At 59.3% G+C, this 21,010-nt stretch carries 24 protein-coding genes; 13 read left to right on the top strand and 11 right to left on the bottom strand.

Annotated elements, in window-relative coordinates; all coding sequences use genetic code 11:
• Positions 1–113 precede the first annotated feature (113 nt).
• Together map and sfsA are read right to left on the bottom strand one after the other, a co-directional pair.
• Positions 114–926: a type I methionyl aminopeptidase gene (map, locus tag C8N31_RS01265; RefSeq protein ID WP_025047136.1), complete on the bottom strand. Its 813-nt coding sequence runs from the start codon at positions 924–926 to the stop codon at positions 114–116.
• Positions 927–957: 31 nt separating this feature from the next.
• On the bottom strand, positions 958–1,674 hold the full coding sequence (gene sfsA, locus C8N31_RS01260; protein ID WP_025047135.1) for a DNA/RNA nuclease SfsA: 717 nt from the start codon (positions 1,672–1,674) through the stop codon (positions 958–960).
• A gap of 47 nt (positions 1,675–1,721) precedes the next feature.
• Between sfsA and C8N31_RS01255 the strand changes: the two genes are divergently transcribed.
• From C8N31_RS01255 to C8N31_RS01240, 4 genes are read left to right on the top strand one after another with little or no spacing between them, the layout of a single operon-like run.
• Complete coding sequence (locus tag C8N31_RS01255) at positions 1,722–2,441, top strand: competence/damage-inducible protein A (RefSeq protein WP_025047134.1); 720 nt, start codon at positions 1,722–1,724, stop codon at positions 2,439–2,441.
• Complete coding sequence (locus C8N31_RS01250; RefSeq protein WP_025047133.1) at positions 2,438–3,157, top strand: GNAT family N-acetyltransferase; 720 nt, start codon at positions 2,438–2,440, stop codon at positions 3,155–3,157. The genes C8N31_RS01255 and C8N31_RS01250 overlap by 4 nt, the downstream gene beginning before the upstream one ends.
• A 13-nt stretch (positions 3,158–3,170) precedes the next feature.
• Complete coding sequence (locus C8N31_RS01245) at positions 3,171–3,740, top strand: peroxidase-related enzyme (RefSeq protein ID WP_025047132.1); 570 nt, start codon at positions 3,171–3,173, stop codon at positions 3,738–3,740.
• Entirely contained in the window at positions 3,737–4,714 is a 978-nt protein-coding gene (locus C8N31_RS01240) for an OmpA family protein (RefSeq protein WP_051544568.1), read from the top strand. Before C8N31_RS01245 ends, C8N31_RS01240 begins: the two co-directional genes overlap by 4 nt.
• Before the next feature lie 68 nt (positions 4,715–4,782).
• Here the strand turns inward: C8N31_RS01240 and C8N31_RS01235 are convergent, their stop codons facing one another.
• The 3 genes from C8N31_RS01235 to C8N31_RS01225 form a co-directional block, all read right to left on the bottom strand.
• Complete coding sequence (locus tag C8N31_RS01235) at positions 4,783–5,688, bottom strand: LysR family transcriptional regulator (protein WP_025047130.1); 906 nt, start codon at positions 5,686–5,688, stop codon at positions 4,783–4,785.
• A 145-nt stretch (positions 5,689–5,833) separates the two neighbouring features.
• Complete coding sequence (locus C8N31_RS01230; protein ID WP_025047129.1) at positions 5,834–6,775, bottom strand: CorA family divalent cation transporter; 942 nt, start codon at positions 6,773–6,775, stop codon at positions 5,834–5,836.
• A gap of 77 nt (positions 6,776–6,852) precedes the next feature.
• Positions 6,853–8,880, bottom strand: coding sequence for an NADPH-dependent 2,4-dienoyl-CoA reductase (locus C8N31_RS01225; RefSeq protein WP_025047128.1), 2,028 nt, complete (start codon positions 8,878–8,880; stop codon positions 6,853–6,855).
• Between the two features lie 124 nt (positions 8,881–9,004).
• On the opposite strand from C8N31_RS01225, the gene C8N31_RS01220 reads away from it, so the two are divergent.
• From C8N31_RS01220 to C8N31_RS01210, 3 genes are read left to right on the top strand one after another with little or no spacing between them, the layout of a single operon-like run.
• A complete protein-coding gene (locus C8N31_RS01220) occupies positions 9,005–9,475 on the top strand; it encodes a GNAT family N-acetyltransferase (protein ID WP_025047127.1) in 471 nt (156 codons plus the stop codon).
• The gene (locus C8N31_RS01215) at positions 9,472–9,954 is read left to right on the top strand and encodes an RNA pyrophosphohydrolase (protein ID WP_025047126.1); all 483 of its coding nucleotides are present in this window, start codon (positions 9,472–9,474) and stop codon (positions 9,952–9,954) included. Before C8N31_RS01220 ends, C8N31_RS01215 begins: the two co-directional genes overlap by 4 nt.
• Entirely contained in the window at positions 9,951–10,427 is a 477-nt protein-coding gene (locus C8N31_RS01210) for a hypothetical protein (protein ID WP_025047125.1), read from the top strand. The genes C8N31_RS01215 and C8N31_RS01210 overlap by 4 nt, the downstream gene beginning before the upstream one ends.
• Here C8N31_RS01210 and C8N31_RS01205 read toward each other — a convergent pair.
• Genes C8N31_RS01205 through nth form a run of 3 tightly spaced genes read right to left on the bottom strand, consistent with a single transcriptional unit; the run spans position 10,424 to position 12,650 of the window.
• Positions 10,424–11,017 carry a GNAT family protein gene (locus C8N31_RS01205; protein ID WP_025047124.1) on the bottom strand — a complete coding sequence of 198 codons (594 nt, stop codon included), beginning with the start codon at positions 11,015–11,017 and terminating at the stop codon, positions 10,424–10,426. The two genes, C8N31_RS01210 and C8N31_RS01205, sit on opposite strands and share 4 nt — an antisense overlap.
• Entirely contained in the window at positions 11,014–12,009 is a 996-nt protein-coding gene (locus C8N31_RS01200; protein ID WP_025047123.1) for an adenosine kinase, read from the bottom strand. Before C8N31_RS01200 ends, C8N31_RS01205 begins: the two co-directional genes overlap by 4 nt.
• Complete coding sequence (gene nth, locus C8N31_RS01195; protein ID WP_025047122.1) at positions 12,006–12,650, bottom strand: endonuclease III; 645 nt, start codon at positions 12,648–12,650, stop codon at positions 12,006–12,008. Before nth ends, C8N31_RS01200 begins: the two co-directional genes overlap by 4 nt.
• 110 nt (positions 12,651–12,760) lie before the next feature.
• Between nth and C8N31_RS01190 the strand changes: the two genes are divergently transcribed.
• The 3 genes from C8N31_RS01190 (at position 12,761) to C8N31_RS01180 (ending at position 15,074) form a co-directional block, all read left to right on the top strand.
• Positions 12,761–13,630 carry a bifunctional helix-turn-helix domain-containing protein/methylated-DNA--[protein]-cysteine S-methyltransferase gene (locus C8N31_RS01190; RefSeq protein ID WP_025047121.1) on the top strand — a complete coding sequence of 290 codons (870 nt, stop codon included), beginning with the start codon at positions 12,761–12,763 and terminating at the stop codon, positions 13,628–13,630.
• 123 nt (positions 13,631–13,753) lie between these two features.
• The gene (locus C8N31_RS01185; RefSeq protein WP_025047120.1) at positions 13,754–14,422 is read left to right on the top strand and encodes a YiaD family glycine zipper/OmpA-like lipoprotein; all 669 of its coding nucleotides are present in this window, start codon (positions 13,754–13,756) and stop codon (positions 14,420–14,422) included.
• Between the two features lie 115 nt (positions 14,423–14,537).
• The gene (locus C8N31_RS01180; RefSeq protein WP_025047119.1) at positions 14,538–15,074 is read left to right on the top strand and encodes an NADPH-dependent FMN reductase; all 537 of its coding nucleotides are present in this window, start codon (positions 14,538–14,540) and stop codon (positions 15,072–15,074) included.
• Here the strand turns inward: C8N31_RS01180 and C8N31_RS01175 are convergent.
• A complete protein-coding gene (locus C8N31_RS01175; RefSeq protein ID WP_025047118.1) occupies positions 15,071–15,487 on the bottom strand; it encodes a VOC family protein in 417 nt (138 codons plus the stop codon). The genes C8N31_RS01180 and C8N31_RS01175 overlap by 4 nt on opposite strands.
• A gap of 26 nt (positions 15,488–15,513) precedes the next feature.
• On the opposite strand from C8N31_RS01175, the gene C8N31_RS01170 reads away from it, so the two are divergent.
• Complete coding sequence (locus tag C8N31_RS01170) at positions 15,514–16,311, top strand: HTD2 family dehydratase (protein WP_025047117.1); 798 nt, start codon at positions 15,514–15,516, stop codon at positions 16,309–16,311.
• A gap of 4 nt (positions 16,312–16,315) precedes the next feature.
• On the opposite strand, the gene C8N31_RS01165 is transcribed toward C8N31_RS01170, so the two are convergent.
• A complete protein-coding gene (locus C8N31_RS01165; protein WP_037917763.1) occupies positions 16,316–17,347 on the bottom strand; it encodes an NAD(P)/FAD-dependent oxidoreductase in 1,032 nt (343 codons plus the stop codon).
• A gap of 61 nt (positions 17,348–17,408) precedes the next feature.
• Here C8N31_RS01165 and mnmC2 point away from each other — a divergent pair, with 61 nt between their 5' ends.
• Complete coding sequence (gene mnmC2 / locus C8N31_RS01160) at positions 17,409–18,083, top strand: tRNA (5-methylaminomethyl-2-thiouridine)(34)-methyltransferase MnmC2 (protein WP_025047115.1); 675 nt, start codon at positions 17,409–17,411, stop codon at positions 18,081–18,083.
• A complete protein-coding gene (locus tag C8N31_RS01155; protein ID WP_025047114.1) occupies positions 18,083–18,961 on the top strand; it encodes a DMT family transporter in 879 nt (292 codons plus the stop codon). Before mnmC2 ends, C8N31_RS01155 begins: the two co-directional genes overlap by 1 nt.
• On the opposite strand, the gene C8N31_RS01150 is transcribed toward C8N31_RS01155, so the two are convergent.
• Entirely contained in the window at positions 18,917–20,890 is a 1,974-nt protein-coding gene (locus tag C8N31_RS01150; protein WP_025047113.1) for a lytic transglycosylase domain-containing protein, read from the bottom strand. The genes C8N31_RS01155 and C8N31_RS01150 overlap by 45 nt on opposite strands.
• Positions 20,891–21,010: the final 120 nt, after the last annotated feature.

The following is a 21,010-nucleotide window of genomic DNA, read 5'->3' as shown; positions in this document are numbered from 1 at the left end:
GAACATGATTCTACAATTATGGCAACACTTCTTACCTAAAGCGACAAATATTCCACAAACAAAAAAGCCGCGCTGTGGCGGGCGCGGCCTTATTATTTGTTGTCAATGCGGGTTTAGCCGTAGGTCGGGTGAAAGCTGTTGGCCGGTGACAGTGTGAAAATCTCAACGCCGTCTTCGGTCACGCCCACTGAGTGTTCAAACTGCGCCGAAAGCGATTTGTCACGGGTCACGGCAGTCCAGTCATCGGCCAGCGTTTTAGTTTCCGCGCGGCCCAGATTGACCATCGGCTCAATCGTAAAGAACATGCCCGGTTCCAATACCGCGCCTGTTCCGGGGCGACCGTAGTGCAGGACGTTGGGCGGCGAATGGAACACCCGGCCCAGACCATGACCGCAGAAATCGGTCACAACGCTCATCCGGTGACCTTCGACAAAGGTTTGGATCGCATGGCCGATGTCGCCAAATGTATTGCCCGGTTTCACAACGGATATCCCGCGCATCAGACTGTCATGGGTCACTTCGATCAGACGTTCGGCTTTGCGCGGCAGTTTGCCCGCGACATACATCCGCGAGGTGTCGCCGAACCAGCCATCGACGATCACAGTCACGTCGATGTTCAGGATGTCGCCGTCCTTAAGCTTCTTGTCGCCCGGAATGCCGTGGCAGACCACGTGATTGACCGAAATACAGCTGGCATGTTTGTAGCCCTTGTATCCAATCGTGGCCGACTTGGCGCCCGCGGCGTTGACCTTGTCTTCGATGATCCGGTCCAATTCGCCCGTGGTCTGACCAACGGTCACATGTTCGGCGATCTCATCGAGAATGGTCGCAGCCAGTTTGCCCGCGGCATGCATGCCTGCGAAATCGGAAGGGTCGTAAATGCGAATGCCGTCTTTCGTCTGGCGGCCACGGTGTTGATCGTTCACCGGTTTCTCCATCTTTTAGGGTCGGCCCCTCTTACATCGCCGGGCGGCCAAGGGCCAGAGGCGCGGCAAGAGTTACCTCTTGAGGGGTGATATGGGTCCCGATGCACAGGGTTTCCACCCCGGCCTTGGTCGCCTCTGCATGAGCGGCGGCATAGGCGGGATCGATGTCCTGGGCCATGGCGACATGGGTGCAGTCGGTGCGTTGTACCAGATACAGCAGAACCGCGCGATGCCCGTCGCGGGCCATCTGCGCCAATTCGCCCAGATGTTTGGTACCCCGTGCGGTGACGCTGTCGGGAAATTCCGCCAGACCCGATTGGCGCGACAGGGTGACGCTTTTGACCTCGACATAGGCGTCGGGCAGGCCGCTTTCGCTGAGCAGGAAATCAACGCGGGAGTTTTCGCCGTATTTCACTTCGGGCCGAACAGTGCCGTAGTTCGAAAGCGCCGCGATCTGCTTCTCTTGCAAGGCGGCTCGCACGGCGCGGTTCGGCAATGCGGTATCGACGCCGGTGAAATGACCGTTTTCATGATCCACCAGCCGCCAGCCGAATTTCAGCTTTTTCTTGGGGTCGTCGTTGGGTTCCAGCCAAATGCGGCTTCCCGGTTCGGCAAGGCCCATCATGGAGCCGGGGTTGGCGCAATGGGCCGTCACCTCGACCCCCGATCCTTCCAATGTGCAATCGGCCAGAAACCTTTTGTAACGGCGGATCAGGCGGGCGGGGACAAGATCGGTTTGAAAGCGCATGTATGCGGGCCTATACCGATGAGAGCACATGCTCAAGGAACTTGCCCATGACCAACCCCACTGCTGCCATGCTGGTAATCGGAGATGAAATCCTGTCCGGCCGAACGCGCGATTCCAACATGTATCATCTGGCGGGGGAACTCACAGAGGCGGGGATCGATCTCAAGGAGGTGCGTGTTGTCGGGGATGAACGCGGCACGATCATTGCGGCGGTACAGGCGTTGTCCAACGTGCATGACTATGTCTTCACCTCTGGCGGTATTGGCCCCACTCACGATGACATCACCGCCGATTGTATCGCGGCGGCTTTTGACCGTGCAATTGATGTGCGGGACGACGCGCGCGCCATTCTGGCAGAGCATTACGCAAAATCCGGCACTGAGCTGAATTCTGCGCGGCTGCGCATGGCACGCATCCCGGACGGGGCGGATTTGATCGAAAACCCGGTTTCGGCTGCGCCCGGTTTCAGGCTTGAGAATGTGCATGTGATGGCTGGTGTACCTTCGGTGTTTCAGGCGATGGTGCAATCGGTGCTGCCAACCTTGACGGGGGGCGCCCCGTTGATCAGCCAGACGCTGCGCGTGGATCGCGGTGAGGGGGATATCGCCGGGCCTTTGGGGGATCTGGCGGAACAGTTTCCGCTGCTGTCCATGGGGTCTTATCCATTTCAGAAAGACGGCAAGTATGGCGCGCATGTGGTGATCCGCGGCAATGACCCGGATGCGGTGGATGCCGCCATTGCCCAGCTTGAGGCGATCTTTCAATGACCCTTACAACGCAACAATTGTTTGAGGGCAGTGATGAAACATGGCCAGCCGCGCGGGTCTGGACCCAAGGCCCATGGACCTTGCGCGAGGGCAAGGGTGGCGGCAAACGGGTGTCTGCGGCAACGGCCAATGGTTCGGTGACAGAGGCCGACATCGCAGCGGCAGAGGATGCGATGCGCAGCATGGGCCAAACCCCGCTGTTCATGCTGCGCGATGGCGAGGATCAGCTGGATACGATGTTGGCTGGCAAAGGCTATGACATCGTTGATCCGGTCACGATTTATACCCTCCCGATTGAGCGGCTGACGGACAAGCCGATTCCGCGTGTTACTGCTTTTGCCGTGTGGGAACCCTTGGCGATCATGACCGAGATTTGGGCTGCGGGCGGGATTGGTCCGGCGCGTCTGGATGTGATGGCGCGGGCCAAAGTCAAAACCGGTATTTTTTCGCGTTGGAACGAGATGCCGGGCGGTGTGGCTTTTGCCGCCGTTCATGACGGGATCTGCATGGTCCATGCTGTCGAAGTGCGCCCGGAACAGCGCCGTCAGGGTGTTGCCGATTGGATGATGCGCAAGGCGGCGTTCTGGGGGCAGGAACAGGGGGCAAACCATCTGGCGGTGCTTTGCGTCAAGCAGAACGAGGGGGCCAATGCGCTATATCGCGCACTGGGCTTTGCCCCAGCGGGCGGTTATCATTACCGCCAACACACTGCCTGAGGAGATACCGCAGATGGCCGATACTATGCCGACCGCCCTTGACCTGCCGATGGTCGATCCATTGCCGGAAGCCACGCAGAAATACTTTGATGTGTGTCAGGAAAAGCTGGGCATGATCCCCAATGTTCTTCAGGCCTATGCATTTGATATCGAAAAGCTGAACAGCTTTACCGCGATGTACAACGACCTGATGCTGGGCGCCTCTGCGCTGACCAAGCTGGAGCGGGAGATGATCGCGGTGGCGGTGTCTTCGGTCAACAAATGTTACTATTGCCTTGTCGCCCACGGGGCGGCGGTGCGTGAATTGTCGGGCGATCCGCAATTGGGCGAAGCGCTGGTGATGAATTACAAGGTGGCCAAGGTCACAGACAAGCAGCGTGCGATGCTGGATTTCTCGGTCAAGTTGACCAAAGAAAGCTCCAATGTGGTTGAGGCCGACCGTCAGGCCTTGCGCGATGCCGGGTTTACCGACCGGGATATCTGGGACATCGCCAGCGTTGCGGCGTTTTTCAACATGACCAACCGCGTGGCCAGCGCGTCGGATATGCGCCCCAACGAAGAATACCACGCGCAGGCGCGATGAACCGGCGCTTTGCCTGCCTGATTGGTGCTGCGTTTGGCGCGGCGCTGATGGCCGGGCCGGTGCTGGCGCTTGATTTGGCGTTGCCGGTCAATGCCCGCCCTACGGTGGAACGAAACACATCCCCCGATCTTTATGCCGCCCCTGTTGGTGTGTTTGAGGCAGGTGAGGTGCCTGTGCTATCTGTCGAAGGTGACGTGCGGCGCGGCGCGTGGCGTCTTGGTTCGCCGGGGTTGACCCCGTTGCAGGTGATTGTCCCGTTGCGCAAGCAGCTTGTCGATGCCGGATTTGAGATATTGCTGGATTGCGCCAGCGCGGCCTGCGGCGGATTTGATTTCCGATTTGCCACAGAAACCCTGCCTGGCCCGAACATGTATGTGAACATCCGGGCGTTTCATTTTGTCACGGCGGTGCGCAAAACCGATGGCGCGGTCCAAGAGGTCGTGACCGTTCTCGGCAGCACCTCCGCGACATCTGCCTATATCCAGATCATTCAAGCGGGCGCATTGGCCGACCGGACCACAAGCGTCACGGCCAAAGCCGAGGTGCCAGTGGCCACGGGGGAGGAGGCACCGCCGCCTGATCCGGCTAGCCAAGGGGATCTGGCCTCTGCCCTGCTGAACGCGGGCCATGCGGTGCTGTCAGATCTCGATTTTGACACCGGCACAACAACATTGGGGCAGGGACCATTTGCAAGCTTGCAGGCTTTGGCTGATTTGTTGCGCGATCAACCGGACCTGAGGCTGGTGCTGGTGGGGCATACGGATTCTGTTGGTGGCTTGCAGGCCAACATCAATATCTCACGGGAACGCGCCCAATCGGTGCGTAGGCGGTTGATTGAGGTCCACAGCATCTCAGCCGCGCGGCTGGAAGCAGAGGCGGTTGGGTATCTTTCCCCCATCGCCACAAACCGGACCGAAGCAGGGCGGACCGACAACCGCCGTGTCGAGGCAGTACTGCTGCCTGCGCCCAACTGACCACAAAAAAGCCCGGCAACCAATGGATGGGTGCCGGGCGAAGTTTCACCGAGGGGTTTGGTGTTTGCTTACCAGTCGCTTGGGCCTTTTTCGGCAAAGGCATGGACCAGAAAATCAATAAAGGCGCGGACCTTTGGCTGGGTAAACCGGCCGGGCGGATAGACCGCGTAGATGCCTTGGGTTTCCATTGGCAGATCGGGAATTGCGTCCTCAACCAGCCCTTGCGCCATCGCATCGGCGTAAAGGAAGCTTGGCAAATAGGCGATGCCAAGGCCCGAGATCGCCGCGTTCAGCAAGCTTTGACCATCGTTCACAGACAGCCAGCCTGCGGTGCGCACCTGGCGTTTTTCACCGGACGGGGCGGTCAATTTCCAGACATTGCCTGACGACTGGTTGGAATAGTGCAACAGCTTGTGGTCGTTCAGATCGTCGATCTTTTCGGGGCGTCCGTATTGCTCAAAGTATTTTGGGCTGGCGATCATGCGTTTGGTGGTTTCCGTCAGCTTGCGGGCCTTCAGAGTGCTGTCTTCCAGTTCGCCAATGCGCACAGCCATATCAAAGCCTTCGCTGATCAACTCAACATAGCGGTTGTTCAGGACCATGTTCACCGTGATGTCCGGGAAATCGCTGAGGAATTCCGACAGGGCCGGTGACAGGTGGTTGACGCCAAAGTCTGTTGCGACCGAAATCCGCAGCAGGCCAGAGGGCGCAGATTGCATGGATGTCACCAATGCGTCCGCTTCGCCAGCGTCATTGAGAACGCGGCGGGCGCGGTCGTAATAGGCCAGACCAATTTCTGTGGGCGAGACCCGGCGGGTTGTCCGGTTCAAAAGCCGTGCGCCAAGCCGCGCCTCAAGGGATGAGACGTGTTTGGAGACGGCGGATTTGGAAATCCCCATCTTCTTGGCGGCATCGGTAAAGCCACCCTGATCCACCACGGTGGCAAAAGCTTCCATTTCTGTGAGGCGGTCCATTTGGGCTTCCTTCAAAATACTTGTTTCGAGGAAAAGGTATGACGCGCAATTCAGGCAGGAACGGGGCAGGGGTGGGACAGTTGCGTGGTAATTGCGGGATCGTTCATGGCATGGAAACAGGGAAACAGCTGTTTCCGATGTGGGTTCACAGCCATCTGCTGAGCTTGAGAACCAGCAGCATCACGATGGCAAGTGCTGCCATTGACAGGCAAAGCCACGCAAACGCCATGGGGTGGTCCAGCCCCGGCATACCGCCGATGTTGACGCCAAAAAGCCCGGTCAAAAACCCAAGCGGCAGAAATACCCCCGCTGCAACAGAAAGCCGATACCCATGCCGCGCCTGGGTGCGCGCAACAAAAAGGTCGTGATCGTCCTGCACCGTCAACAGCCGGTCGCGCAGCGCATCCAGTTCCTCAACTGCCAATGTGGTGCGGTTCGCCAGTTCGCGCAGGCGCAACCCGTCCGGTTCCGGCATTAAGGGCAGATCAACCGCCGCCAGCTTGTTCAATGCGGTGCGCTGCGGCTCAAGATAGCGCCGCAGACGGATCACCCGCCGCCGCGTCGCGGGCAGGTCTTTGGGTGGCGGTGTGGTGTCGTCATCCAGATCGGCCTCATAAAACTCGGCCAGCTTGGCGATCTCCATGACCTCTTCCTGCACGCGCGCCGTAAGGCGGGAGACCAGCGCTTCGACAAAAGCGGCGGGGGTCGCGGGCGCAGTGCCAGCTTCGATGCCTTGGCGGATATCCTCTAGGGCAAAAACCTTGCGCATCCGCACGGTGATGATGACATCGTTATCAACCCACATCCGTACCGAAACCATTTGATCGGCCGGTTGTCCCGCGTTCAGATTGATGCCCCTCAGGTTCAGCATCAGACCGTTTTCATAGGCATCACACCGGGGGCGGGTCTCTGGCTGGATCAGGGCACCGGCAGGAATAGCGGGCAGATGTCCGGGCAACCATTCGCTTAGCGCCGGATCATTCAGATCAAAATGCCACCAACGATAGGTGCCTGCCCCCGTCAGCGCGGTATCATCTACCGGCTTGGTGGTCCCATCGGGAAAGATATCAAAGACGCAAATTGCCATGGCACGAGTGTGCAGGGGATGCGGGGCGCTTGCAATGGCGGTGACGGGTCCGAAACCCGCCACCAAACCTGATTATGCTAAAGCGTAGCCGCCAGCCGTGTGCCTTGATCAATGGCGCGTTTGGCGTCCAGTTCTGCTGCGACATCGGCGCCGCCAATCACATGGCAAGTCTTGCCTTTGGCCTCAAGCGCGTCTGCAAGGCTGCGGTCGGACAACTGGCCAGCGCACAACACAATTGTGTCTGCCTCAACCACGGTCGGGTTCTCGCGGGCCTCGCCAAAGCTGACGTGCAAGCCGGCATCGTCGATCTTTTCGTAGTTTACACCCGCGATCATCTTGACCTCTTTCATGGTCAGGGAGGCACGATGAATCCAACCCGTTGTCTTGCCCAGCCCTTTGCCCAGTTTGGTGGTCTTGCGCTGCAACATCGTGATGTCCCGTGCCGCTGGGTGTGGCTGCGGGCCTTCGGGTGCAAGACCGCTGCGGTATTCGGCGGGATCGGCCACGCCCCACTCGCGCATCCATTCCGGCAGGTTCAGCGTGGTGCTTTCGCCCTCGTGCGCCAGATGTTCGGACACGTCAAAGCCGATGCCGCCCGCACCGATAACGGCGACCTTTTCGCCAACCTTGGCGCTGCCGTTCAGCACATCAATGTAGGATACGACGTTGTCGCCATTCTGGCCGGGGATCTGCGGATCGCGTGGAATGACGCCGGTTGCGATGACAACCTCATCAAACCCGTCCAGATCGTTGGCTGACACTTCGGTGTTCAGTTTCACGTCAATGTTCAGATCGGCGACCATAGTGCGATACCAATCTACAAAACCCCAGAATTCCTCTTTGCCCGCGACCTGTTTGGCGAGGTTCAGCTGCCCGCCAATCTCGCTGGCCCGATCAAAAACTGTTACCTTATGCCCGCGCTGCGCCGCTGCGATGGCGGTGGACAGGCCCGCCGGACCCGCACCGACGATGGCGATGGATTTTTCGGTTGTGACCGGATCAAGAGTCAGCTCGGTCTCATAACAGGCCTGCGGATTGACCAGACAGCTTGAGATTTTGCCGCCAAATGTGTGATCGAGGCAGGCCTGATTGCAGGCGATACATAGGGCGATATGGCCGGATTTCCCTGCCATTGCCTTGGCGACAAAGTCAGGGTCGGCAAGCATGGGCCGCGCCAGCGACACCATATCGGCGCAGCCATCGGCCAGCACCTCTTCGGCGACCTCTGGTGTGTTGATCCGGTTGGAGGTGATCAACGGAATGCCGACCTTGCCCATCAATTTCTTGGTGACCCAGGCAAAGGCCGCACGCGGTACGGACGTCGCGATGGTGGGAATGCGGGCCTCGTGCCAGCCGATGCCGGTGTTGATGATCGTGGCACCGGCCTTTTCGATTTCCTGTGCCAATTGCACGACCTCTTCATAGGTGGAGCCGTTGGGGATCAGATCAATCATCGACAGACGGTAGATCAGGATGAAATCCTCGCCCACGGCCTCGCGCGTCCGTCGCACGATCTCGATCGGCAGGCGCATGCGGTTCTCGTATGAGCCGCCCCATTCATCGGTGCGCTTGTTGGTGTGTGTGACAAGGAACTGATTGATGAAATACCCTTCGGAGCCCATGATCTCGACCCCGTCATATCCGGCCTGTTTGGCGCGGGCGGCACAGGCGACGATATCGCTGATCTGCTTTTCGATGCCTTCTGCATCCAGCTCTTTGGGGGCGAACATCGAGATCGGCGATTTGATCGCAGAAGGGGCAACGCAGTCGGGCGAAAACGCATATCGGCCTGCATGAAGGATCTGCATCGCAATCTTGCCGCCAGCCTCATGCACGCGGCTGGTGACGATGCTGTGGTTGTCCACGTCTTGCTGGCTGACCATCATTGCCGCGCCATGCGCCACGGACCCTTCGGGGTTGGGGCCAATGCCGCCCGTGACCATCAAGCCGACATCGCCTCGCGCACGGGTCGCGTAAAACTCTGCAACGCGGTTCCAGTCTTTGGTCTCTTCTAAACCTGTGTGCATTGAGCCCATCAGGACGCGGTTCTTGAGCGTGGTAAAGCCCAGATCTAGCGGGGCAAGCATATGGGGGAAATTGGACATGTTCGGGCCTCTCTGGCAGGACGCTGGTTGCCGGTGACAACACCTGATGTGATGCGCTAAGTCACGCGCAACGCGGCGTCACCTTCCCGATTGGACGCCAAGGAAGGATCAAGGGCAAGCCAGAATGACAGATTTGAAAATACGGCCTGTACAGGGGCAGGATGCCGATGCATTGGGCGAAGTGATGTTTGATGCGATCCATAAAGGCGTCAGCAAATACACCGAGGCGCAGCGGGCGGCTTGGCAATCCACGCCAAACAGCGGCGCGAAATGGGCGCAACGGTTGGCCCAGCAGGATGTCTGGATGGCCGAGGAAGCCGGCACCGCCCTTGCGTTCTTGACCCTGCGCAACGACGGATACGTCGATATGGCCTTTGTGCGCGGCGAGGCGCAGGGCCGGGGACTGTTCCGGCGCCTGTATCAGATGCTTGAGAAATCCGCGCAGGATGCCGGGCACGGGCGGCTTTGGACCCACGCCAGCCTGATGGCGCAGCCTGCCTTTCTGGCGGTTGGTTTTCGTGTTATCCGGCATGAAAGCGTGGCGCGGCTTGGTGAAACACTGGACCGCGCGGAGATGGAGAAAGCCCTGCAATGACACCCGATGAAATTGCCAAACTGCCCTATCGCCCCTGTGTGGGCGTGATGCTGATCAACGCGGATGGTGCCGCCTTTGTCGGACAGCGCAAAGACCGCGATCAGGATGCATGGCAGATGCCGCAGGGCGGTGTCGAAAAGGGCGAAGATCCCCGCGATGCCGCGTTGCGCGAGCTGGAAGAAGAAACCGGCGTGACCCGTGATCTGGTGCAGGTGGTGGCTGAAACCGCCGGTTGGGTGCCTTATGATCTGCCGCATGACATTGTTCCGCAGATCTGGAAAGGTCGGTTTCGGGGGCAGGAACAGAAATGGTTCCTGATGCGTTTTGAGGGCCGAGATGATCAGGTGAATATCAAGACTGAACATCCTGAGTTCTCGAAATGGCGCTGGTTGCCGATTGCTGATCTGGTGCCTCAAATCGTGCCGTTCAAACGTGCGGTCTACGAAACAGTTCTGGCTGAGTTTGAGCCGCATCTGTGATCCGCATTCTGGCATTTCTCGTTGCGATCTGTGCCCCTTGGCCCGCGCTTGCGCTGTCTTGTGCTGAACCTTCCGTCGCGCGCGGGTTCCACGCTGCCAGCGCCGCGCCCCAGACCTATGTTGTGGTGCACGGGCAGTTGTCTTTTGATGAGGGTGAATTGCCAAAAGGCATGACAGACCCCGCACCGCCCAAACAGACTGAGATACCGGCCCGGATCACCGGCCAATCCTTGTCGATGGCGGGGTTCATCCATCACTTTGACCGCGAGATCACGCTTGAGGTGCTTTGCTTTGGCCCCTGGTGCGGCGGTGCTGTGGATGGCATGGACGTGCTGGCCTTTGTCGAAAAGGCGGATGGCCGCTACACGATGTCAATCGATCCGTGCGGCGGCTTTGTTTTTCCCAACCCGAGCCCGGATCAGATCAAGGTGATCCAGCAGTGTTTTCGCGGTGAAAGTTGTCCGCTGGACTAGTCGAAAATCGGAACATGCGGTGCAGCACTGCGGGGCAGGATGCCGTCCAAACGGGGGTCATCGCGCACTTCGATCTGTTGGGCGCAGGGGGTAAATCCGCTGCGGATATAGAACGGCAGGGCTTGCGGGCTGTCCATCGTGCAGGTGTCGACGTGAAAGCGGGTGATGTCCTGCGCCCAAGCGAGCGAGATCGCTTGGTTCATCATGAACCGCCCTGCACCGCTGCCGATGAGATTGGCGGTCAGTCCAAAATAGGCCAGTTGACATGCGCCGTCTTGGCGAAAGTCCAGCTCCAGCAGAGCCTCGTCCTGACCATCCAGTCTGAGCGTATAAATAGCGACCTTTGGATCGGATAGGATCGCCTGTAGATCGGCCTCATTCATCTTGAGCCGCCCGTGCCAAAGCCAATCAAGGCTGCCAACACGGGTGAACAGATCACGGTATCGGTCCAGATCAGGTTTGATCTGCTCAAAAGAAACGCCCTCGGGCGCTGGCACAGGGCGTGCTGGCGCAGGGGCCAGCATTTCCAGATGGGTCGCAATTGTCGCGATCTTGCCGCGTGGAATATCGTACAGCCCGTCCTTAATCATGCGCCGATCAACCCTTCGGCGCGGAAGGCGGCCAACATATCTTGCTGTGGACGCGGGCCGATATGGCTGATCACTTCGCCTGCACAAAGATTGCCCATGCGTCCGCAGACTTCCAACTCGCAGCCACGCGACAGGCCAAACAGGAAACCGGCGGCAAATTGATCACCTGCGCCGGTGGCGTCTACCGGGGTCACGGATTGCACAGGCACGTCCACCCGTTGGCCATCGCGGATCAGGCTGACGCCATCGCCGGACCGGGTGCACACTACAATCGGGCACATGTCGGCGGTTTTGGACAGGGCCAATTCGGTGTCATCGGTTTCGAACAACGACTGCATCTCGGCCTCGTTGCCGATCACATAGTCCAGATCATGTTTGATCAGAGACAGGAAATCATCACGGTGACGTTCCACGCAAAACGGATCAGATATCGCGATACCTGCCTTGCCGCCGCCCGCTTTGGTGGCACGTGCGGCCTCGCGGAAGGCGGTTTTGCCCGCGTCGTGGTCAAACAGGTAACCTTCAAGGAACATCAATTTGGCATTGCCCGACACTTCGGTCGGCACATCGCCTGAATTGAGGCCCGTGGAAATGCCAAGGTAGGTGTTCAGCGACCGTTCCCCATCAGGCGTGACAAAGATCATGCACCGCGAAGTTGGCGTATCGCCATTCGCGACAGGCGGGTTCACAAAATCAATGCCGTGATCCGTCATTGCATCGGCATAGAAATGACCCAGCGCATCATCGCGCACCCGCCCGATAAAGGCGGTTTGCATGCCAAGCGCACCTGCGCCCGCAATTGTATTGGCAACCGCGCCGCCGGGTGTCTGAACACGTTCGTTCATCGCGGCATAAAGAACTTCGGCGCGTTCCTGTTCGATCAGCTGCATGATGCCTTTTTCGATGCCCATATGCCCCAGAAAGCTGTCGTCAGTTTGGGTGATCACATCAACAACGGCATTCCCGATGCCAACAAGTTCGTAGGTCTTCATTCAGTTTTGTCCTCAAATTGGCAAAGGTCACGGATGATGCAGGTGCGGCATTGCGGTTTGCGGGCCTTGCAGTGGTAACGGCCATGCAGGATGAGCCAGTGATGCGCGTGCAGCTGGAAATCAGCAGGAATGTTGTCTTCAATCGCACGCTCGACGGCGTCTACCGTTTTGCCCGGCGCAATGCCAGTGCGGTTTCCGACGCGGAAGATATGGGTATCAACGGCCTGTGCCGGTTGCTGCCACCACATGTTGAGCACCACATTGGCGGTCTTGCGGCCTACACCGGGCAGCGATTGCAGCGCTGCGCGGCTGTTTGGCACCTCGCCGCCATAATCATCCACCAAAATCTGGCTGAGTTTCATGACGTTCTTGGCTTTCTGGCGGAACAGACCAATGGTCTTGATATGTTCGGTCAGTCCCTCAAGCCCCAGATCCAACATCTTTTGCGGGGTATCCACGATCTGAAACAAGGCGCGGGTGGCTTTGTTAACCCCTGCATCGGTGGCCTGCGCCGACAATGCGACCGCCACGACAAGGGTGTAGACATTCACATGATCTAACTCGCCCTTTGGTTCGGCGTCTGCCTCCTGAAAGCGGGTGAAAATCTCGCGGATGGTATGATAATCAAGCTGTTTTGCCATGGTATCGGTATGCGCGGAATGGGGCCGGGGGGCAAGTCTTGGCCGCGCTTCAATCGCGAAGGCGCAAGTTTCGGGTCGCTTGGTGCGGCCTGTCTGCCTAGATTGGACGCATGACACAGATCACACCCATTCCCACGCCCGCCTCTGATGATGGCTATCATTTTCAAGTGATGCGTCGCGCCATTGACCTGATTGACGCCTCCGAAGACATGATGCCGCTTGAGCAGCTTGCGCAAAAGATGGGCATGTCGCCCGCGCATTTTCAGCGGATATTCTCGCGCTGGGTCGGCGTGTCGCCGAAGCGGTACCAGCAATATCTGATGCTGGGGCAGGCCAAAGAGATGCTGCGCAGCAATGCCACGACGTTGCAGGCCGCGCATGAGGTTGGCCTGTCCGGCACAGGGCGTTTGCATGATTTGTTCCTTCGTTGGGAATCGATGAGCCCCGGTGAATTTGCCCGCAAGGGGGATGGGCTGACGATCTATTGGGGTTGGTTTGACAGCCCCTTTGGGCTGGCACTGGTGATGGGCACGGAAAAGGGCATCTGCGGTTTGGCCCTGGCCTCAGAGATGGGCGAAGACGTTGCGATGCAGGATCTGACCTCGCGCTGGCCCAATGCGACCTTTGTCGAAGATCCGATGATGCTGCGTCCATGGGTGTTGACGGCCTTTGGCGCAAAGGACAGCGGGCTGGACAAGGCGCCCTTGTTCCTGATCGGTGCGCCGTTTCAGATCAAAGTTTGGGAGGCGTTGTTGAGCATTCCGTCTGGTGAAGTCACAACCTATTCCGACATTGCCGAAACCATCGGCAATCCGCGCGCGGTCCGGGCGGTGGGTACGGCGGTGGGGCGCAATCCGGTGTCGTGGCTGATCCCGTGTCATCGCGCATTGCGCAAATCCGGGGCGCTGGGCGGTTATCACTGGGGCTTGCCGGTCAAACGCGCGATGCTTGCATTCGAGGCCGCCCGCGCCGAGGCCTGAGCCGATGCGCGGGTTTGCGCCGACTTATTTTTCCCCCTGACTTTTTTCCGCTCAGCACCGTTATATATTGCCACATATCAAGATGCCCTGCCCGAACGGGGCCAGCAACATGAAGGCAGTAGTATGATTTCTTCCAAGCTCACATTGGCCAGCGTTTTGGCCGGCGCATTGGCGCTTTCCGCTTGTACCGATCCGGGCCGGTTCGGTGCGCAGCCCGGTGATCCCAATCAAAAGACAAAGAACGGCGCCTTGATTGGCGCGGGAGCAGGTGCCTTGCTGGGCGCGCTGTCCAAGGGTGACGGCAACCGCGGCGATGGTGCCCTTAAGGGTGCATTAATCGGTGGTGCATTGGGCGCGGGCGTTGGTTATGCGCTGGACAAGCAAGAGGCCGAGTTGCGCCAGCAGATGGGCAATGACGTGGTGATCACCAACACCGGTGATCGTTTGATCGTGACATTGCCGCAGGATATTCTCTTTGCTGTGGACAGCACTGCCGTCCAACCGGGGCTAATGGGTGATCTGCGGACCCTCGCGAACAGCCTGCAATCCTACCCCAACTCAACGGTTCAGGTGATCGGTCACACAGACAGCGATGGCGATGCCGCCTATAACCAACAGCTTTCCGAAGGGCGGGCCTATGCGGTGGCCAATGTGCTTTATGGCAATGGCGTGCCAACCGGCCGTGTACAGGCCTTTGGTCGGGGCGAAAGCCAGCCGATCGCAAGCAACCTGACCCCGGCTGGCAAGGCGCAAAACCGCCGGGTTGAGATTGTGATCTTGCCCAACGCCTGATCGGGCTCACCTCTGCAAATTCGCACAAAGCCCCTGCATTTCGCGGGGGCTTCTTGCATTTTTGCGAGGATGAACGAGATAAAGGGGACAGAGAAAACAAAATGGAATGTTTGATATGACCTCCCCCAAGTTGCTTGGCATCTCCGGCTCTTTGCGCCGAGAGGCGACAAATACCAAATTGCTGACCGAAGCGGCGCGGCTGTTTGGCAACAGCGAATACGCATTGGCCGACATCAATTTCCCACTGTATGACGGGGACGATGAGGCCAGCACAGGTGTGCCTGCCGCCGTGCAAAAGGTCGCCGATCAGATCGCGGCGGCGGATGCGGTGATCCTGTCGACCCCCGAGTATAATGCTGGCCCCTCAGGCGTTCTGAAAAACGCGCTGGACTGGATAAGCCGGGCCGAAGGCAACCCATGGAACGGCAAACCAGTGGCGGTCATGTCTGCGGCGGCGGGCCGTGCGGGCGGCGTGCGGGCGCAGATGGTTCTGCGCGGCTTCATGGTGCCGTTCCGCCCGATGATCCTGCAGGGGCCTGAAATTCATCTGGCGGATTCTTCCAATGCCTTTGATGAAAACGGCCATTTGATTGGCGAAATGTACGCCCGTGATCTAACGCAGCTGATGCAAAACCTGCGCGGCTTGATTTAGACTTGCGACACCGAAATCTCGATCAGGTTTTGGTCGGGGTCACGGATGTAGATCGAGACAAGCGGCCCTGCCGCCCCGGTGCGGGGGACGGGGCCGTCTTCTATTGTGACATCACGCGCGGCCAGATGGTTTTGCCAGTCTAGGATTGGGGTTTGGGTCAGGAAGCACAAATCTGCGCTGCCCGGAGTGGGGCGCTGTGCCTTTGGTTCAAATTCCTGCCCTTGCTGGTGCAGGTTGATTTTTGACGCGCCAAACTTCAACGCCTGCCGGATCTCGCCTGTCGAGGTTTCGAACTCTTCGGAACGCATGCCCAGTACATCTTGATAAAAGGCGACGGTTGCGGGAATGCTGGCCACGGTCAGAACCAGATGATCAAGCCTATCCAATGTGAATGTGGGTTCGGATTGCGACATGGGTTTTCCTTCGTTAGACCAATGCCATGAACCCTGCACAGCCCAAACAGACAAGTCAAAGCGATGTCATGGACAGTGCCCGCGCTGCTGCGATGCAAGTGGCGCTGGGGCAAAGGCCGACCATCAGTGCAGGCGATGCATTGCCGCCGTTCTTTCACCAACTCTATTTTTGGGATCCGCAGCCGCCTGAGGGGCTTGGCCGGGATGGTCATCCGCAGGTTGGCGGATTGATCCCCGATATGGGATTGCCGCGGCGGATGTGGGCCGGGGGACGGTTGCAGTTTCAAACCCCGCTGCGCACGGGTGTTGAAGCGATCAAAACATCACACTGCGAAAGCGCGACGCGCAAGGACGGGCGCACCGGGCCGCTGGCCTTTGTCACGATGCGCCATGACATTCATCAAAACAATGTGCTTTGCCTTACCGAATGGCAGGATCTGGTGTACCGCGAAGATCCCGCGCCGGATGCGATCAAACCTGTGCCGCCTGTCGCCCGGATGGATGAGGAAAGCCGAGTCGCGGCATCCTTTTCCTCCACTCTGCTTTTTCGCTATTCGGCGCTGACGTTCAACGGGCACCGCATACACTATGATCTGGACTATGCCCGCGAGATCGAAGGCTATGACGGATTGGTCGTACACGGCCCGCTTTTGGCGCAAAAACTGATGTTACTGGCAGAGGCCGAACTTGGCCCGCTGACCACGTTTCAGTTCCGGGCAACCGCCCCGCTGATGCATTTTGAGACGGCTGCGTTTTGCCGCGAGGGGCGCGATCTTTGGGTGCGTGGGCCGGATGGACGGCAATGTATGCAGGCCCGCGCGTAGTGCCTTAAAGGTTATCCTCAACGCGGAAGCCGTCCGGAATGGCGTCACGCCCCTCCAACATGAAATCGGCCATAACCTGTGCCACCTTTGGGGCCATGCCAAAGCCGATTTTGAAGCCACCATTGGCGATAAAATGACCGGGCCGGTCGGGCCAGGCGCCCAGCATCGGTGCGCGGCTGCGGGCGCGGGGGCGGACACCCGCCCAACGTTCCAGCACCGGGGCAACATGTAATGCAGGGATCGCTGCCCGCGCCGCATCAATCACGACATCCAGCTGCGCATCGGTCTGACCGGGCGTGTCATACTCCCGCTCGGAGGTGGAGCCGATTGCGACAGTGCCATCATAGTGCGGGATCACATGCACACCGCCTGCGAAAAGCTGCGGCAAACCCCGCGCATCATAGCGCAGCAATGCCGCCTGACCCTTGACGCCATTGCCGACACTGCGGTGGTGGTTCGAGGTCATCTCAAGCAAGCCCGCCATCCCGGTGGCCCATAGCACCTGCCCGCGATCAGGCGCATTGGTGGTGATCTCGGCCCCCTTGGCGGTGAGGGCTTTCACCAAGGCATCGCAAGCCTTACGAGGATGCGCCAAAGCGCTGAGCGTGTCGCGGATCAGCAGGCCGGACGGGGTTGTTGGCGCCCATTCGGTATCGCTGGCTGCAATGACCTCCCAGATGGCGTTGTCTTGCCAAAGAACCTTGGCTGTTTCGACGCGCCGCTGTGCCAAAGCCAGAGCGGCGTCATCGTTGATCGGCTGCAAACGGCCAGTGCGGGCGTAACCTGCCGATCCGCCACCTGCGGCCTCAACCTCCGACCAAAAGCCTTCGGCCATCAGAAGGCTGTCCAATTGGAATGCTTTCTTTGGGTTCCAGTTTTCGGGCACATGCGGGGCCAATGCGCCGACCAAGCCGCCGCTGCTGCCGGCCGCGGGGCCGCTTGGATCAACCACACAGACCTTGGCGCCGCGCTGTACGCAGGCCCAGGCCACCGAGAGGCCAAAAATCCCTGCTCCGCGCACTGTGATTTCAACCATTGCCAAGCTCCGTTCCTTTGCGCAGTGTCGGCGCGTTGTCCCTCCTTTACTTGGTGTCGCCGTGCAGAACCAGACAGATCAGATCCTTTGGCGCGATGGTGAGGTGCCGGTTTCGACCCGCTTTGATGATCCGTTCTTTAGCCTTGAGAATGGCGTGGCCGAGACAGAGCATGTGTTTCTGGCGGGCAATGACCTGCCGGAACGGTTTGTGGATGGCTTCCAGATTGCCGAGCTTGGCTTTGGTACAGGTTTGAACCTTCTGGTGGCATGGGATGCCTTCGCAGCCAGCGGCGTGGCGGGGCAGCTTTGTTTTACCAGTTTTGAAGCGTATCCGATGTCGCCGGAAGATATGGCGCGGGCCCATGCGGTCTTTCCCGAATTTGGCGGCAAACGTGACCTGCTAACCAAGGCGTGGACGGGGCAGGGCGGTGTGATTGACCTGCCGGGCGTGCGGGCAGAAGTGATCGTTGGGGACTCGCGTGAGACACTTCCGCGCTGGGATGGGATGGCCGATGCGTGGTTCCTTGACGGGTTCTCACCGGCCAAGAATCCTGAGCTCTGGTCGGCAGAATTGATGATGGTGGTGGGCGAGCATACGCAAGCGTATGGAACGGCTGCAACCTATACCGCCGCAGGCTTTGTGCGGCGCGGTTTGGCGGATGCTGGCTTTGCGGTCGAACGGGTTTCGGGGTACGGGCGCAAGCGGCATATGACCCGCGCAAAGATACAATCGTAATGAACCAATCCAACAACATTCCGCTGGGCATTGCCTTGATGGTGGCCACCACATTTGTGTTCGCGGTGCAGGATGGATTGTCGCAGCATCTGGCAGGCGAGTATAACGTTCTGATGGTGGTGATGATCCGCTATTGGTTCTTTGCGGCCTTTGTGATTGCCATTGCTCGGCGCAATCCGGGGGGCATGCGGGCCGCGGCGCGCACCCGGCAGCCGTTGCTGCAAACCCTACGCGGCGTTCTGCTTGCGGCGGAAATTTGTGTTATGGTGGAAGCGTTTACAATTCTTGGTCTGGTGGAAAGCCATGCGGTGTTCACCTGCTATCCATTGTTGGTTGCCGCGCTCTCTGGTCCGGTGCTGGGCGAACGGGTCGGCTGGCGCCGTTGGGCGGCGATTGGTGTAGGGTTCATTGGGGTGTTGATCATCTTGCAGCCGGGCATGTCGGTCTTTGATCCGGCGGCGGTGATCCCGTTGTTGTCTGCGACGATGTTCGCCGTTTACGGATTGCTCACCCGCTACGTGGCGCGGCGCGACAGCACCGCCACCAGCTTCTTTTGGACAGGGGTGACCGGTGCGATCGCCATGACATTCGCTGGCGTATGGTTTTGGGAGCCGATGGCCGCAACAGACTGGATGTTCATGGGATGTCTATGCGTAACAGGGGTCACTGGTCATTGGTTGTTGATCCGCTGTTACGAGGTTGCAGAGGCCAGCGCGGTGCAGCCCTTTGCCTATCTCCAACTGGTCTTTGCGGCCTTGATCGGGATCAGCTTTTTTGGGGAAACCATCCGCAGCAATGTCGCCATCGGGGTAGGATTGATCGTGGCGGCAGGGCTATTCACCTTTTGGCGCGAACGGCAAAAGGCTGCGGCCCACTAGTTCCTCAGAAAACGGGATCGGCAACGGATCTTTGCCCAGTCTCGCGCGATAGATCGGCAGGCTTTCCGTGACCCGCATGACGTAGTTTTGCGTTTCACGGAACGGGATCATTTCGACCCAATCGACGATATCAATCTGACCCTTGCGCGGATCACCATAGGTGGCCATCCAACGGTCCGGCCTGCTGGGCCCCGCGTTGTAAGCGGCGGCGATCATGGAGACATTGCCATCAAACCGCCCGGCCATCTGCGACAGATAGGTCGCCCCCAGCTGTGCGTTGTGGTCCGGATCAGCGGTCAGTCTGTCGGTGGTGTGCAGACCCGAAATGCCCAGATCAGAGGCGACATCGCGAGCGGTGGCGGGCATCAGTTGCATCAAGCCGCGTGCGCCCGCGTGGCTGACCACCACGGCATCAAATTCACTTTCGCGCCGGGCGATGGCGAGGTTCATCTCGGGCGCCATTGGCAGGTCAAGCTCCAACAGGGGATGCAGCGGATAGTACGGCGCGGCGATGGTCAGCCCGCGCCGCGCCGCCCGCTTGCCAATCATGACGGCAAGGTGCGGTTGGTCCAAATCAATGGCGGCTTGCCCCAACTGCGCCAACCCGGTTTCATCCAACCCATCTGCCAGATGCAACCAGAACCGTTCGGCAAGCGAGAGCTCGCCCGAGGCTTGCAGCAAGATGCCTGCCTCGAACCGCGGGTCCGAGGCAAAGGCAGCCGCACGCCAATCGGGTGACGGCTCCGTGCCGGCAAGTCTTGCGTCAAACGCCAATCCGCCCCGCTCTGCGGCCAACAGCCCGTAGAAGGATGTCTGGAACTTCGCGCCCTCGGCATAGGCCTTTTGAGCGCCGTCTTTGTCGCCCATCGCCTCAAGCGCCCGGCCCTGCCAGTATCCGGCACGGCCTTGTGAAATCGGCGATTGCACCACGCTATCGTGGTTGAGGAAATGCTGGTGTGCCGCTGTGGGGTCTTTGAGGAACCGCAACGCCAGATAGCCCGACAACCATTCAAGATCGGCATAGTCGGACCCTTCGATCAGGAAGTGTTGCGATGCCAATTGATAGGCCCGCTTGCCATTGCCTGCGCGCATCTCGGACCGGGCCAAGGCACGGCGGCGATTGCTCCATGCGGAGGGTTTTCCCAAGGCTTTAGCACTGGTGGATTGCGCAAGGAGCAGTTCTTTTGCCGATCCGCCGAGGCCCTTGCGAATGCGCCATTCGAAACGGTCGTGCTGCAACCCCGGGTCATTGGCATGCTGGGGTGGCAAGGCCTCGATCAGCGTGTTCACCTCACGCGACAGGCGTTGCAGCGCGATGCGGGTTTCGGCGAGGGCAACCAAATCGGTGCTGACCAGATCAAACAGCCGGCGTGCGGCGTCATGTTTGCGCTTCCACAACAGGGCCTCCAACCGGGCGGCGTGATGAGGTTTGAGCAAGGCGGCATGATCGGCGAGAAACAGGATTTGCGCAGGCCGGTCCATGTCCAAGCTGCGCCATGTGCGGATCACCAAATCATCCGCTTTGTCTTTCTGACCATCACGGCTCAGCGCGGCGGCGTAAGCCAGCACACCCAGTGGGGTTTGCGGCGGGTGGTCTTTGAAGAACCGCAGGATTTTGGGGTCGCCTTGCCCGATCACCACGGTTTCGGATTGTTTGCGCAGATATGCCTCTCCGGGCCAGTTGTTTCGGCGACTGAGAAACTCGGTGATCTCGGCGTAGCTGCCGCGCCCGGCACGCAGGTGATGCCATGTGACAATATCGGCGGCTATCTGCCCATCACGGGCCGCGATCCGGCTGGCGTTGTCCCAATTTCCGCTGCGCATCGCCTCCAACGCTTTGGCCAAGGGGCGGGGCCGTTCGGCCAAAGCGGGCACAGCAAGCATAAAAACAAGCGCGAAGAGCGTCAGAATGCGTGTCATTGCTTGCATTTCCCATGGGTCAGAGGCTAGAGCCTTGAAACATATACCGTAGCGCACCGTAATCAAATCACACCCGCGCCAATGGTCATTCAGAAGTTCGGCAATTCTGCCGACCAGCACAACAAAGGA

This window comes from Sulfitobacter mediterraneus, from assembly GCF_003054325.1.
Taxonomy (GTDB): Bacteria; Pseudomonadota; Alphaproteobacteria; order Rhodobacterales; family Rhodobacteraceae; genus Sulfitobacter; species Sulfitobacter mediterraneus.
Note: the sequence above shows the minus strand (reverse complement) of the source record. Positions and strands in the feature narration are given on the sequence as shown.

Bases quoted from the DNA above. Each gene is read 5' to 3' on its own strand.
- C8N31_RS01220 (WP_025047127.1), top strand. From the start codon at position 9,005: ATGACAGATTTGAAAATACGGCCTGTACAGGGGCAGGATGCCGATGCA.
- C8N31_RS01165 (WP_037917763.1), bottom strand. From the start codon at position 17,347: ATGGTTGAAATCACAGTGCGCGGAGCAGGGATTTTTGGCCTCTCGGTG.
- C8N31_RS01240 (WP_051544568.1), top strand. From the start codon at position 3,737: ATGAACCGGCGCTTTGCCTGCCTGATTGGTGCTGCGTTTGGCGCGGCG.
- C8N31_RS01245 (WP_025047132.1), top strand. From the start codon at position 3,171: ATGGCCGATACTATGCCGACCGCCCTTGACCTGCCGATGGTCGATCCA.
- C8N31_RS01180 (WP_025047119.1), top strand. From the start codon at position 14,538: ATGACCTCCCCCAAGTTGCTTGGCATCTCCGGCTCTTTGCGCCGAGAG.
- C8N31_RS01170 (WP_025047117.1), top strand. From the start codon at position 15,514: ATGAACCCTGCACAGCCCAAACAGACAAGTCAAAGCGATGTCATGGAC.
- C8N31_RS01225 (WP_025047128.1), bottom strand. From the start codon at position 8,880: ATGTCCAATTTCCCCCATATGCTTGCCCCGCTAGATCTGGGCTTTACC.
- C8N31_RS01235 (WP_025047130.1), bottom strand. From the start codon at position 5,688: ATGGACCGCCTCACAGAAATGGAAGCTTTTGCCACCGTGGTGGATCAG.
- C8N31_RS01255 (WP_025047134.1), top strand. From the start codon at position 1,722: ATGACCAACCCCACTGCTGCCATGCTGGTAATCGGAGATGAAATCCTG.
- C8N31_RS01175 (WP_025047118.1), bottom strand. From the start codon at position 15,487: ATGTCGCAATCCGAACCCACATTCACATTGGATAGGCTTGATCATCTG.
- C8N31_RS01155 (WP_025047114.1), top strand. From the start codon at position 18,083: ATGAACCAATCCAACAACATTCCGCTGGGCATTGCCTTGATGGTGGCC.
- C8N31_RS01190 (WP_025047121.1), top strand. From the start codon at position 12,761: ATGACACAGATCACACCCATTCCCACGCCCGCCTCTGATGATGGCTAT.
- C8N31_RS01200 (WP_025047123.1), bottom strand. From the start codon at position 12,009: ATGAAGACCTACGAACTTGTTGGCATCGGGAATGCCGTTGTTGATGTG.
- C8N31_RS01185 (WP_025047120.1), top strand. From the start codon at position 13,754: ATGATTTCTTCCAAGCTCACATTGGCCAGCGTTTTGGCCGGCGCATTG.
- nth (WP_025047122.1), bottom strand. From the start codon at position 12,650: ATGGCAAAACAGCTTGATTATCATACCATCCGCGAGATTTTCACCCGC.
- C8N31_RS01215 (WP_025047126.1), top strand. From the start codon at position 9,472: ATGACACCCGATGAAATTGCCAAACTGCCCTATCGCCCCTGTGTGGGC.
- C8N31_RS01230 (WP_025047129.1), bottom strand. From the start codon at position 6,775: ATGGCAATTTGCGTCTTTGATATCTTTCCCGATGGGACCACCAAGCCG.
- C8N31_RS01205 (WP_025047124.1), bottom strand. From the start codon at position 11,017: ATGATTAAGGACGGGCTGTACGATATTCCACGCGGCAAGATCGCGACA.
- C8N31_RS01250 (WP_025047133.1), top strand. From the start codon at position 2,438: ATGACCCTTACAACGCAACAATTGTTTGAGGGCAGTGATGAAACATGG.
- sfsA (WP_025047135.1), bottom strand. From the start codon at position 1,674: ATGCGCTTTCAAACCGATCTTGTCCCCGCCCGCCTGATCCGCCGTTAC.
- C8N31_RS01150 (WP_025047113.1), bottom strand. From the start codon at position 20,890: ATGCAAGCAATGACACGCATTCTGACGCTCTTCGCGCTTGTTTTTATG.